Source organism: Rhodopseudomonas telluris (assembly GCF_042432815.1).
In the GTDB taxonomy this organism is placed as follows: domain Bacteria; phylum Pseudomonadota; class Alphaproteobacteria; order Rhizobiales; family Xanthobacteraceae; genus Rhodopseudomonas; species Rhodopseudomonas telluris.
Map to the genome: position 1 here is coordinate 76,132 of NZ_JBHLWM010000004.1, position 12,769 is coordinate 88,900.

The following is a 12,769-nucleotide window of genomic DNA, read 5'->3' on the forward strand; positions in this document are numbered from 1 at the left end:
TTCCTGCCGAATCCGACAGCCGTTCGCCCCCGGCCCCGCCGACATGGCGCAAAATTATGCAATTTGATTTCGATCAAACGGCCTTTTGGGATTCCGGGTTTGGTGCGACCAACTGCCCCGCCGAGAAAAGATTGATCAGATGAATCAAGCTCTCACAACCAAACGGATCACCCTTGGCGAGGGTGGTCTGACGCTCGTGTTCACCCTGACCACGGTGCTATGCATCTACGCGACGATCTTCGCCAAGGATGCGCCCTTTGCCTTCCACGCTGCTCTCGGCGCTGCCTTCAGCGCCTGGGCCGTCTTCGCGATCATTACGCGCTACAGCCGCCGCACCGGCCTGCCGCCGCAGGAAATCAACGGCGTCCCGAATTACAATCTCGGTCCGATCAAGTTTCTGTCCTTCATGGCGATGTTCTGGGGCATCGCCGGCTTCACGGCGGGCCTCTACATCGCGCTCGAGCTGGCCTATCCGGGGCTCAACGTCGCGCAGTGGGTGAACTTCGGCCGGCTGCGGCCGCTGCACACCTCCGCGGTGGTGTTCGCCTTCGGCGGCAACGTGTTGCTCGCGACCTCCTTCTACGTCGTGCAACGAACCACGCGGGCACGCCTCGCCGGCGACCTCGCGCCCTGGTTCGTCGCGATCGGCTACAACTTCTTCATCGTGATCGCGGGCACCGGCTATCTGCTCGGCGTCACGCAGTCGAAGGAGTACGCCGAACCCGAATGGTACGCCGACCTCTGGCTCACGATCGTCTGGGTTGTGTATCTTCTGATCTTCGTCGCGACGTTGATGAAGCGCAAAGAGCCGCACATCTACGTTGCGAACTGGTTCTATCTCGCCTTCATCCTGACCATCGCGGTGCTGCATCTCGGCAACAACCCGACGCTGCCGGTCTCGCTGCTCGGCTCCAAGTCGTACATCGCCTGGGCCGGTGTGCAGGACGCGATGTTCCAGTGGTGGTACGGCCATAACGCGGTCGGCTTCTTCCTCACCGCCGGCTTCCTGGCCATCATGTACTACTTCATCCCGAAGCGGGCTGAGCGGCCGGTCTATTCCTATCGGCTGTCGATCATCCACTTCTGGGCGCTGATCTTCCTGTACATCTGGGCCGGTCCGCACCACCTGCACTACACCGCGCTGCCGGACTGGACGCAGACCCTCGGCATGACGTTCTCGATCATGCTGTGGATGCCCTCCTGGGGCGGCATGATCAACGGCCTGATGACGCTGTCGGGCGCCTGGGACAAGCTGCGCACCGACCCGGTGCTCCGCATGATGGTGGTGTCGGTCGCCTTCTACGGCATGTCGACCTTCGAAGGTCCGATGATGGCCATCAAGGCGGTGAACTCGCTCAGTCACTACACCGACTGGACCGTCGGCCACGTGCATTCCGGTGCGCTCGGCTGGGTCGGCTTCGTCTCCTTCGGCGCGCTGTACTGCCTGGTGCCGTGGGTCTGGGGCCGCAAGCAGCTCTACAGCCTGCGTCTGGTCAACTGGCACTTCTGGATCGCGACCCTCGGCATCGTCCTCTACATCTCGGCGATGTGGGTGTCGGGCATCCTGCAGGGTCTGATGTGGCGCGCCTACACCTCGCTCGGCTTCCTGGAATACTCGTTCATCGAAACCGTCGAGGCGATGCACCCCTTCTATGCGATCCGCGCTGCGGGTGGCGGGCTGTTCCTGATCGGCGCGCTGATCATGGCCTACAATCTCTGGATGACGGTTCGCGTCGGTGAATCGTCAGAGGCCCAGCCGCGCGTCGCCCTGCAGGCCGCCGAGTAAGGAATAGGTCGATGTCTTTCTGGAATCGTCACAAGATCTTCGAGACGAACTCGATCGTCCTGATCGTGGGTATTCTCCTCGTCATCGCGGTCGGCGGCCTGGTCGAGATCACGCCGCTGTTCTACCTCAAGAGCACGATCGAGAAGGTGGACGGGGTTCGCCCCTACACCCCGCTCGAACTCGCCGGCCGCAACGTCTACATCCGCGAAGGCTGCTACCTTTGCCACTCGCAGATGATCCGTCCGCTGCGCGACGAGATCGAACGCTACGGCCACTACTCGCTGGCGGCGGAGTCGATGTACGACCATCCGTTCCAGTGGGGCTCCAAGCGCACCGGTCCGGACCTCGCGCGGGTCGGCGGCAAGTACTCCGACGACTGGCACGTCTCGCATCTGAAGAACCCGCGGTCGATCGTGCCGCAGTCGGTGATGCCGAGCTACGCCTTCCTGGCCAGCAACAAGGTCGATCCCTCGAGCATCGCCGACCACCTGCGCACCAACCGCGCACTCGGTGTGCCCTACACCGACGAAGACGTCGCCAAGGCTGCGGAAGATCTGAAGACCCAGATCGATCCGGACAGCGCCGGCGCCGCCGATCTCTTGAAGCGCTACCCGAAGGCGGTCGTCCGCAATTTCGACGGCCAGGGCGGCGATCCGACCGAACTCGACGCGCTGGTCGCCTATCTGCAGATGCTCGGCACGCTGGTCGACTTCAAACTCTACAACGAAAAAGCCAATTTGCGCTGAGGTGGAGACATGAAAGCGATCATCTCGGTCGAGAACTTCGTATCCAGCTTCGTCACCGTCTGGTGGACGCCGCTGTTCATGGTGATCTTCTTCGCCATCGTCGCCTACGCGCTGTGGCCGAAGAATAAGACGGCTTTCGACGACGCTGCGCGCATGCCGCTGCGAGAGGATTGATAGGACCATGGCTGACCACGCACATCACGCCGAGATCGACAAGGTCACCGGCACCAGCACGACCGGCCATGAGTGGGACGGGATCAAGGAACTGAACACGCCGCTGCCGCGGTGGTGGATCTGGACCTTCTACGCCACCATCGTCTGGGCGATCGGCTACTTCATCGTCTATCCGGCCTGGCCGCTGATGGACGGCTACACCAAGGGCTTGTTCGGCTACTCGTCCCGCGCCGAACTCGCCGTCGACCTCGCCAAGCTCGATGCGGTGCGCGGCGACAAGATGGCGGTGCTCGCCGCGGCGCCGCTCGCCGACATCGAGAAGGATCCGGCGCTGCTGGCGCTGGCCCGCGCCAAGGGCAAGGTGGTGTTCGGCGACAACTGCGCCGCCTGCCACGGCTCCGGCGCCGCCGGCGGCAAGGGCTTCCCGAACCTCAACGACGACGACTGGCTGTGGGGCGGTTCGCTCGAGCAGATCGAGCAGACCATCAAGTACGGCGCCCGCTCCGGCAACGACGAAGGTCACCAGGGCAACATGCCGGCGTTCGGCAAGGACGGCCTGTTGACCAAGGACCAGATCGTCAACGTAGTGAACTACGTGCGGTCGCTGTCGGGCCTGTCGACCAAGCCGGGCGCCGATCTCGCGGCCGGCAAGCAGATCTTCGCGGAGACCTGCTCGTCCTGCCACGGCGACGAAGCCAAGGGCAATCCGGAGCTCGGTGCGCCCAATCTGACCGACAAGATCTGGCTGTACGGTTCGGATGAAGCGACCATGATCGAGACGTTGACCAACGGCCGCGGCGGTGTGATGCCGGCGTGGATCGGACGCCTCGACCCCGCCACCATCAAGGCGATGGCGGTCTACGTCCACTCGCTGGGCGGCGGCAAGTAGCCGCTGCCCTTCCGGACGGACACCTCGGGTGGCGGGGGCGCCCGAGGGTCCGGACCCGGATATGACGCTACGGAACGAGCCGATGCTCGACGACACAACAACAAAAACGAGCCCCGATATGAACAAGCCGCTGCGCCCGGTCGATTTCACCCCCGACGAGGACGACGGCCCTCTGTATGCGGCGGGCAAGAAGATCTATCAGCAGAGCGTCACGGGGCCGTTCCGACGGACCAAATGGATCCTGATGGCGGTCTGCCTCGGGATCTATTACTTCCTGCCCTTCGTTCGCTGGAATCGCGGTCTCGGTGCCCCCGACCAGGCGGTGCTGATCGATCTCGCCAACAACCGGTTCTATTTCTTCTTCATCGAGCTGTGGCCGCAGGAGATCTATTACTTCACCGGCCTTTTGATCATCGCGGCGGTGGCGCTGTTCCTGATGAACGCGCTGGGCGGCCGTGTCTGGTGCGGCTATCTCTGCCCGCAGACGGTGTGGACCGACCTGTTCTACGCGGTCGAGCGCCTGATCGAAGGCGATCGCCGCGAGCGGATGCGCAAGGCGACCGAGCCGTGGAACCTGCAGCGCGGCGCCGAGCTGGTGCTGAAGCACTCGATCTGGCTGATGATCGCCTGGTGGACCGGCGGCGCCTGGGTGCTGTACTTCGCCGACGCGCCGACGCTGATCAAGGAACTGGTCACCTTCCAGGCGCCGATGGTCGCCTATATCTGGATCGGTATCCTCACCTTCACGACCTACACGCTGGCCGGCTTCATGCGCGAGCAGGTCTGCGTCTATATGTGCCCCTGGCCGCGCATCCAGGCGGCGCTGACCGACGAATGGGCGCTCAACGTCACTTATAAGTACGACCGCGGCGAGAAGCGCACCTCGTTCAAGAAAGCCGCAGCGCTGCGCGCCGCCGGTGAGCACGTCGGCGACTGCGTCGACTGCAACCAATGCGTCGCGGTGTGCCCGACCGGCATCGACATCCGCAACGGACCGCAGCTCGACTGCATCCAGTGCGGCCTGTGCATCGATGCCTGCGACAACGTGATGACCAAGATCGGCCGCCCGACGCGGCTGATCGGCTACGACAACGACATCAACATCCATCGCCGGATGGAGGGCAAGCCGGAGGTCTTCAAGCCGCTGCGCGCCCGCACCGTGGTGTATTCGGCGATCATCGTCAGCATCGGCGCGGTCATGCTGTACGCGCTGATGAACCGCAGCCTGCTCGACCTCAACGTGCTGCACGACCGCAACCCGGTCGCGGTGCGGCTCAGCGACGGCTCCGTGCGCAACGGCTACACCATCCGGTTCCTCAACAAGCGCGGCTTCGACCGGGTCGTCGCGGTCGACGTCGATGGCCCGCCGAACGCCCGCATCCACGTCGTCGGCGCCGATTCGATCACGCCCGACCGGCCGATGATCATTCTCGCCCGCGACACCACCACCGAGCTGCGTGTGCTGGTGGATTCGAACTCGAACGAAGAGATCGCCAAATCGGTTCCGGTGACGTTCCATGTCACCGATATCGGTCTCGGCGAAGTCGCGTCCGCCAAGGACGTGTTCGTCACGCCCTGAGCCGTCACTGGAGTTGCCGCCATGTCCCGTTCGTCCAAGCCCCGCCAGCTCACCGGCAAGGTCGTGCTCGCCTCGCTCGTCGCGTTCTTCGGCGTCGTGTTCGGCGTCAACGGCCTGATGATGACGCTGGCGATCAAGACGCTGCCCGGCACCGAGGTCGACAGCGCCTATGCGGCGAGCCTCGGCTATGAAAACGAGATCGCGGCTGCCCGTGATCAGGAGAAGCGAGGCTGGAAGGTCAACGCCAATCTCGAGCGCCGCCCGGACGGCAAGGCGACGCTGCGGGTCGAAGCGCGCGACCGGGCCGGGCTGCCGCTCGCGGGCCTGTCCTTCGTGGGCCGGCTCGAACGTCCGGCCGACAAGAAATGGGATCGCGAAATCACACTCGCCGAGGTCGGCAGCGGCGTCTACCAGGGCGATTTGGTGGAGGTTCTGCCGGGACGCTGGGATCTGGTGCTGGAAGGCGATCAGAACGGCCTGCGCATGTTCCTGTCGAAGAATCGTCTGAAGCTGGATTGATCGGGACGCTTGGGGGCGCGGGATCAAAGGGTCGCTGCATGTTGATGACGCGGGACTTCTCTCACTACGTCAAGGATGTCGATCAAGATGTCGCGCATCTCGACCTCGCGGTCGAAGGCGTCACCTGCGCCGCCTGCATGGCCAAGATCGAGCGCGGCCTCGCGGCTATACCTGACGTCACGCTGGCGCGCGTCAACCTGACCGACCGCCGCCTCGCCGTGGAGTGGAAGAAGGGCGAACTGGAGCCGGCGCTGTTCATCGATCGGCTCGCCGAACTCGGCTACAAGGCCTATCCGTACGAGCCGGTCCGCGCCGAAGTCGAAGAAGCCGAGCGGTCGAAGTTTCTGCTGCGCTGCCTCGGCGTCGCCGCCTTCGCCACCATGAACGTGATGATGCTGTCGGTGCCGGTGTGGTTCGGCGGCGATCTCAGCCCGGAAGCACGCGACTTCTTCCACTGGCTGTCGGCACTCGTTGTGCTGCCCTGCGCCGCCTATGCGGGCCAGCCGTTCTTCCAGTCGGCCTGGCGGGCGCTCAGCGCCAAGAGCGTCAACATGGACGTGCCGATTTCGATCGGCGTCACGCTGGCGTTGGGCATGTCGCTGGTCGAAACCATCAACCACGCCGAGCACACCTATTTCGACGCGGCGATCATGCTGATCGCCTTCCTGCTCGCCGGCCGCTTCCTCGATCAGAAGATGCGGCAGAAGACCCGCGCGGTCGCCGGCAATCTGGCGGCGCTGAAGGCCGAGACCGCGACCAAATTCGTCGGCACCGACGAGATCGCGGAAGTGCCGATCGCCGCGGTGCGCGCCGGCGACATCGTGCTGCTGCGCCCCGGCGAGCGCTGCGCGGTCGACGGCCACGTCGTCGAAGGCCGCTCCGAGATCGACCAGAGTCTGATCACCGGCGAAACGCTTTACGCAAAAGCCGAGCGCGGCACGCAGGTCTATGCCGGCACGCTGAACATCACCGGCACGCTGCGCGTCCGCGTCGCCGCGGCGGCCGAAGGTACGCTGCTGTCGGAGATCACGCGGCTGCTCGACCACGCGCTGCAGGCGCGCTCGCGCTATGTCCGGCTCGCCGACCGCGCGTCGCAGTTCTATGCCCCGGTGGTGCACGCGACCGCGTTGCTCACCGTGATCGGCTGGGTGCTGGCCGGCGCGAGCTGGCACGACGCCGTCGTCACCGGCATCGCGGTGCTGATCATCACCTGCCCCTGTGCGCTCGGCCTCGCCATTCCGGCGGTGCAGACCGTGGCGTCGGGCGCGATGTTCCGCGCCGGCGTGCTGCTCAATGCCGGCGACGCGGTCGAGCGCGCCTCGGCGGTCGATACGGTCGTGTTCGACAAGACCGGCACGCTGACGCTGCCTGAGCTCGACGTCGTCAACGCCGCCGCCGTGCCGGCCGATGTGTTTCAGCTCGCCGGACGGCTCGCGCTCGCCAGCCATCATCCGGTCGCCGCAGCGGTGGCGCGTGCCTCGGGCGCCAAGGCGCCGCTGCCCGGCGTCACCGAGGAGCCCGGCCGCGGCGTCCGCGCGACGATTGACGGCGAGGAGCTGCGGCTCGGCAGCCCGTCGTTCTGCGGCGCCGACGTCGAGGCCAATGCGATCCTCAGCGAAGACCCGGAAGTCTCGGTCGTCGCCTTCAGCCGCGGCGCGCAGCGCACGGTGTTCGCGGTCCGGCAATTGCTGCGGCCGGACGCCGCCAAGACCATCGATGCGCTGATCAATCGCGGCATCGCGGTCGAGCTGTTGTCCGGCGATCGCGAGCCGGCGGTGCGACACGCCGCCGATGCGCTCGGCGTGAGCGCGTGGCGGGCCGGGGTGACGCCGGCCGAGAAGATCGCCCATATCGAGTCGCTGAAGGCGCAGGGCCGCAACGTCATGATGGTCGGCGACGGCATGAACGACGCGCCGTCGCTCGCCGCCGCGCATGTCTCGATGTCGCCGATCAGCGCCACGCATCTCAGCCAGGCCACCGCCGATCTGGTGTTCCTCGGCAAGGAGCTTGCGCCGGTGCTGGCCGCGGTGGACTATTCGCGCAAGGCGATGAGTGTGATGCGCGAGAACCTGACACTGGCGATCGGCTATAATGTGCTGGCCGTGCCGATCGCGATCGCCGGCTTCGCCACGCCGCTGATCGCCGCGCTGGCGATGTCCGGCTCGTCGGTGCTGGTGATGCTGAATGCGATGCGCGCCCGCCGCGTCCGCCGTGGAGGCAGGTAGATGGAAGTCATGGTGATCCTGGTGCCGTTGGCCCTGGTGCTCGGCCTGCTCGGACTCGCGGCTTTCCTGTGGTCGCTGAAGAGCGGCCAGTATGAAGATCTCGACGGCGCAGCGTGGCGCGCCATTTCCGACGACGACCAGCCGATGCCGCCGCCGGCCCCGAAACGAGGATAAAGAGCGAGGCTGCCATGGCACTGCTCACTTATGTCGATCCGGACGCCCTGATCCCGCGACCTGCTGCGGCCGAGCCGCGCATCGAGGTCCCGCCCGGCAGCGACGACGACGTCAAGGAACGCTGGCTGCAGGCGCAGCCCTGGCCCTACCGCATGTTCGCGCGGTTCTACCGGGCGCTGCGCAAGCTGCAGCCGATGTTCCCGCCGATGTCCTGCTGCTGAGCAGCACGCGTTCGTCGAGCCCCCTCTCCCGGCGTCGCAGCGCGCCCCCTCTCCCGCCCGCGGGAGAGGGCTGGGGTGAGGGCGCCCCAGGCAGTGAGCCGGCGACTCGCGGAGAGGCCGCGGCCCTCACCCGGATCGCTGCGCGATCCGACCTCTCCCGCAAGCGGGAGAGGTTGCGCTGTCCGCGGCGCGAGGTTGGGCAAACCGTCGCAGCACCAAAGCGTTAAGCCCGTTTCATCGGCCTGACGCAGAGCGCGGCTATCAGGCCGGCATTCGCACACCGCGAATCGTCAGCTTCGAGTCAGCAGCCGCCATGTCCCAAGCCGTCGCATCCACCGCCTACATCATCGAAGTCCATTCGCGCGCCGCGGGCATCGTCGTCCGCGACGGCCGCGGCTTCCGCTTCCACGCCGCCACCGACGATTTCACCGCGCTCGACGGCCAGGATTTCCGCTCCGCCGGCGACGCCCACAAGGCCGCCCTGCGCCTGGTCGAAAGTCTCCGCCCCAGCCGTGGCCTCAAGCTTGGCCTCGCTTGAGCCAGCCCGAACAATGGCTGGAATCTGACCCTAACCTTTTCAAATCACGCCCCTTTCGTCCTTGCCCGGCCCGAGCCCGGCCGATGGGAGATCAGGCGCGCCAAGCCGTCTCCTGGAGGACCCGCAGCTCGATGTGCCGCCCAAAAAGGCGGCTTGCGTGAAAAAATCTTCCACGTATGATGCTGCGCATCATTTGATTTGGAAGAATGTTCTCTCATGTCTGACGTCGAGACCCCCGTCGCCGAAACCAGCCGTCGCCTCGATGCGATCGACCGGAAAATCCTCACCGTCCTGCAGCAGGATGCGTCGCTGTCGGTCGCCGAGATCGGCGACCGGGTCGGGCTGTCGTCGACGCCGTGCTGGAAGCGGATCCAGCGGCTGGAGGCCGATGGCGTGATTACCCGCCGGGTTGCGCTGGTCGATCAGGACAAGATCGGGCTCGGCCTGTCGGTGTTCGTCTCGATCGAGAGTGGCGACCATTCCGAGGCCTGGCTCAAGACCTTTGCGGACGCCGTGGCGGCGATGCCCGAAGTGATCGAGTTCTATCGGATGGCCGGCGACGTCGACTACATGCTGCGCGTCGTGGTCGCCGACATGCGCGCCTACGATGTGTTCTACAAGCGGCTGATCAGTACGGTGGCGCTGAAAAATGTCACGTCGCGGTTCGCGATGGAGAAGATCAAATCCGTCACGGCGCTTCCGGTGCCGCCACTGACTGCCGCCTGAGACCGGCGGCCTGACGTGGGATCTCCGCGTCGGTTTGCCGCCAAGTTGAGCATGGCCGATGTCCGGCCGTGATGAACTGGTTAGCATATTGTCCGGAAGTGATCACTTGTGAGCAGGTGCGGCATTGATTAGTTCGCGGTGCGGCGGCAATCGAGTGATCAGTTCCCGATTTTGGGTTTAGTCGATATTAGGAATAGTTCGTCATCTTTTCCTCCGGTGCGGTGACGCCGGGGGCGGGAAACGAATGATCGGTGCGACAACGCGGGCGGCCAAGCTCGGTCCGGAGTCCGGTTCGGATGAGTCCGACGTATCGACGCTGGTCGCGCGGCTGACCTCCGAGGTCAACGAGATCGCCTGCGGCAAGACCAAGTCGATCCAGAAGATCACCAGCCAGATGAAGATCCTGGCGCTCAACGCGTTGATCGAAAGCGCCCGCGCCGGCAAGCAGGGGGCCGGCTTCGCCATCGTCGCCCAGGAGGTGCGCAATGTCGGCGCGCAGATCGAGGAGATCGCGCGCGACCTGGAAAGCCAGCTCACGCGGCGGACCGGCGAGCTGATCCATACGATCGATACGATGAGCGAGCGGTCGCGCGGCGACCGGCTGGTCGATCTGTCGCTCAATGCCGTCGAGCTGATCGACCGCAATCTCTACGAACGCACCTGCGATGTGCGCTGGTGGGCCACCGACTCCGCGGTGGTCGATTGCGCCGCTGCTCCGTCGCCGCAGGCCGTCGCTCATGTCAGCGAGCGGCTGGCCGTGATCCTGGGGGCCTACACGGTGTATCTCGACCTGTGGCTGTGCAGCCTGGACGGCAAGGTGATTGCCAACGGCCGCCCGGAGCGGTTCGACGTGGTGGGCAGCAGCGTCGCCGGCTGCGCCTGGTTCGAGCAGGCACGGCGGCTGCACTCGGGCGACGACTACGTCGCCGGCGATATCGAGCGGATGCCCCAGCTCGGCAACGCCACCGTGGCGACCTACTGCGCCAGCGTGCGGAGCCAGGGCAGACGCGACGGCGCCCCGATCGGCATCCTCGCCATCCATTTCGACTGGGAGCCGCAGGCCAGAGCGATCGTCGAGGGCGTCCGGCTCGACCCGCACGACAAGGCCCGGGTGCTGTTGCTGGATTCGAATTACCGGGTGATCGCCGCGTCGGACGGGCAGGGCCTGCTCGAGGAGCGGCTGGCGCTACGCATCTCCGGTCAGCGGCGTGGCACGTATCGGGACAGCTCCGGAGCGCTGGTCGGCTTCCATCTGACGCCCGGCTACGAGACGTATCGAGGGCTCGGCTGGTACGGCGCTATCATCAGCCGCGGCCAATAGATGTGAGCGAAGCATCAAATTGTATCATTTGATCCGCGGGCGGGTCATCGGCGTGAGCGGTAAAAAGCGATCACGTCAAAAAGTTCCTAAGTGGCTGGATTTCATTTTCATGGCGGCCCTCTAGGCAGGCGGTTCCGGTTCAAATACAAACTCGGGGATTAGGGCATCCGAGTTCAAATGACCGAAGGCATCGCCAAGTCCCGCACCGGCATCGAAGGTTTTGACGATCTCACGCTGGGCGGATTGCCGTCGGGGCGGCCGAGTCTGGTGTGTGGTTCAGCCGGCTGCGGCAAGACACTGTTCGCATCCACGTTTCTGATCAACGGGGCGCGGCACTACGGCGAGACCGGGGTGTTCGTCACGTTCGAGGAGCGGCCGGTCGATATCGTCGACAACGTCCAGTCGCTCGGCTTCGATCTGCAGGGGCTGATCGATCAGGAGCGCATCCTGATCGAGCACATCGCGATCGACCCGACCGAGGTGGCCGAGGTCGGCGACTACGACCTCGAAGCGCTGTTTCTTCGGCTCGAATTCGCGGTCGATCAAATCGGCGCCAAGCGCATCGTGCTCGACACCATCGAGAGCCTGTTCTCGGCGTTTCAGAATCCGGCCGTCCTGCGCGCCGAAATCCGCCGGCTGTTCGACTGGCTGAAGCAGAAGGGGCTGACCGCGGTCATCACCGGCGAGCGCGGAGACGGCAGCCTGACCCGGCAGGGGCTGGAGGAATACGTCTCCGATTGCGTGATCCTGCTCGACCACCGCATCGACAACCAGATCTCCACGCGCCGGCTGCGCATCGTCAAATATCGCGGCACCGCGCACGGCACCAATGAATATCCGTTCCTGATCGACGAAGACGGCTTCAGCGTGCTGCCGGTGTCGTCGCTCGGGCTGAACCACAAGGTCTATGACGACCGGATCTCGACCGGCGTCGCCGACCTCGACGACATGATGTCCGGCGGTGGCTTCTACCGCGGCAGCAGCGTGCTGATCACCGGCGTGGCCGGTTCGGGCAAGAGCTCGCTGTCCGGCAGGATGGCGGACGCCGCCTGCCGCCGCGGCGAACGCGCGTTGTATCTGTCGTTCGAGGAATCCGAAGCGCAGACCGTGCGCAACATGAAGTCGATCGGCACCGATCTCGGCCGATGGATCGAGGCGGGCCAGCTGCGCTATATCGCCGCGCGTCCGACCTTCTACAGTCTCGAAATGCACCTCGCGGTGATGCTCCGCGAGATCGCGCGCTTCAAGCCGAGCCTGGTGGTGCTGGATCCGATCTCGGCGTTCGTCGGCTCCGGCGAACTCGGCGAGGTTCAGTCGATGCTGCTGCGCATCGTCGACTATCTGAAATCCAACGGCATCACCGGGGTTTTCAGTCACATCGCCCACGCGAAGGACGCCGAAACCGACGCCGGACTGTCGTCGCTGATGGACGCGTGGATCCTGCTGCTCAATCGCGAATCGAACGGCGAGTTCAACCGGGAGCTCTACCTGCTGAAGGCGCGCGGCATCGCGCACTCCAACCAGGTGCGCGAATTCGTGATGTCGAATGATGGCATCCATCTGCTCGAGCCCTATCTGGGAGTCGGCGGCGCGCTGACCGGCTCGGCCCGCCGGGCCGAGGAGGCGAGGGTGCGGCTGGCCGAGGCCAATCGCCGCAGCGAGACCGCGCGGATGCAGGATCAGATCGTGCACCGCCGTCGCCGCGCGCAGGCGCAGATCGAAGCGTTGCAGGCGGAATTGGCAGCGGACGAATCCGAACTGAAGCGTATGACGGACGCGGAGGATGCCTATCTGAAGCAGAGCCAGATGGACGCCGAAGCGATGGCATTGGCCCGACGGCTGCGTCGCGCCGGCCCGGACACGAAATAGGA

Annotated in this window: 13 protein-coding genes; all 13 read left to right on the forward strand. The window is 65.2% G+C overall.

What is annotated here, in order from left to right:
- Nucleotides 1-139 precede the first annotated feature (139 nt).
- The gene (gene ccoN / locus ACFFJ6_RS10265; protein WP_378387203.1) at nt 140-1,786 is read left to right on the forward strand and encodes a cytochrome-c oxidase, cbb3-type subunit I; all 1,647 of its coding nucleotides are present in this window, start codon (nt 140-142) and stop codon (nt 1,784-1,786) included.
- 11 nt (nt 1,787-1,797) lie between these two features.
- Complete coding sequence (ccoO, locus tag ACFFJ6_RS10270; protein ID WP_378387205.1) at nt 1,798-2,532, forward strand: cytochrome-c oxidase, cbb3-type subunit II; 735 nt, start codon at nt 1,798-1,800, stop codon at nt 2,530-2,532.
- Nucleotides 2,533-2,541: 9 nt separating this feature from the next.
- The gene (locus ACFFJ6_RS10275) at nt 2,542-2,706 is read left to right on the forward strand and encodes a cbb3-type cytochrome oxidase subunit 3 (protein ID WP_054161737.1); all 165 of its coding nucleotides are present in this window, start codon (nt 2,542-2,544) and stop codon (nt 2,704-2,706) included.
- A gap of 7 nt (nt 2,707-2,713) precedes the next feature.
- Nucleotides 2,714-3,595 (forward strand): cytochrome-c oxidase, cbb3-type subunit III, encoded by an 882-nt coding sequence (gene ccoP, locus ACFFJ6_RS10280; RefSeq protein WP_378387207.1) that lies wholly within the window; start codon nt 2,714-2,716, stop codon nt 3,593-3,595.
- 118 nt (nt 3,596-3,713) lie between these two features.
- Entirely contained in the window at nt 3,714-5,174 is a 1,461-nt protein-coding gene (gene ccoG, locus ACFFJ6_RS10285; RefSeq protein ID WP_378387209.1) for a cytochrome c oxidase accessory protein CcoG, read from the forward strand.
- 21 nt (nt 5,175-5,195) lie between these two features.
- Nucleotides 5,196-5,693, forward strand: coding sequence for a FixH family protein (locus tag ACFFJ6_RS10290; protein ID WP_378387211.1), 498 nt, complete (start codon nt 5,196-5,198; stop codon nt 5,691-5,693).
- Nucleotides 5,694-5,731: 38 nt separating this feature from the next.
- Complete coding sequence (locus ACFFJ6_RS10295; RefSeq protein ID WP_378387213.1) at nt 5,732-7,918, forward strand: heavy metal translocating P-type ATPase; 2,187 nt, start codon at nt 5,732-5,734, stop codon at nt 7,916-7,918.
- Nucleotides 7,919-8,092, forward strand: coding sequence for a cbb3-type cytochrome oxidase assembly protein CcoS (gene ccoS, locus ACFFJ6_RS10300; RefSeq protein ID WP_378387215.1), 174 nt, complete (start codon nt 7,919-7,921; stop codon nt 8,090-8,092).
- Nucleotides 8,093-8,106: 14 nt separating this feature from the next.
- The gene (locus ACFFJ6_RS10305) at nt 8,107-8,313 is read left to right on the forward strand and encodes a hypothetical protein (RefSeq protein ID WP_378387217.1); all 207 of its coding nucleotides are present in this window, start codon (nt 8,107-8,109) and stop codon (nt 8,311-8,313) included.
- Between the two features lie 313 nt (nt 8,314-8,626).
- Nucleotides 8,627-8,851, forward strand: coding sequence for a hypothetical protein (locus ACFFJ6_RS10310; RefSeq protein WP_378387219.1), 225 nt, complete (start codon nt 8,627-8,629; stop codon nt 8,849-8,851).
- Nucleotides 8,852-9,067: 216 nt separating this feature from the next.
- A complete protein-coding gene (locus ACFFJ6_RS10315; RefSeq protein WP_378387221.1) occupies nt 9,068-9,577 on the forward strand; it encodes an Lrp/AsnC family transcriptional regulator in 510 nt (169 codons plus the stop codon).
- A gap of 244 nt (nt 9,578-9,821) precedes the next feature.
- A complete protein-coding gene (locus tag ACFFJ6_RS10320) occupies nt 9,822-10,898 on the forward strand; it encodes a methyl-accepting chemotaxis protein (RefSeq protein ID WP_378387223.1) in 1,077 nt (358 codons plus the stop codon).
- A 177-nt stretch (nt 10,899-11,075) separates the two neighbouring features.
- The gene (gene kaiC, locus ACFFJ6_RS10325; RefSeq protein WP_378387225.1) at nt 11,076-12,767 is read left to right on the forward strand and encodes a circadian clock protein KaiC; all 1,692 of its coding nucleotides are present in this window, start codon (nt 11,076-11,078) and stop codon (nt 12,765-12,767) included.
- The last annotated feature ends 2 nt before the right edge of the window (nt 12,768-12,769 follow it).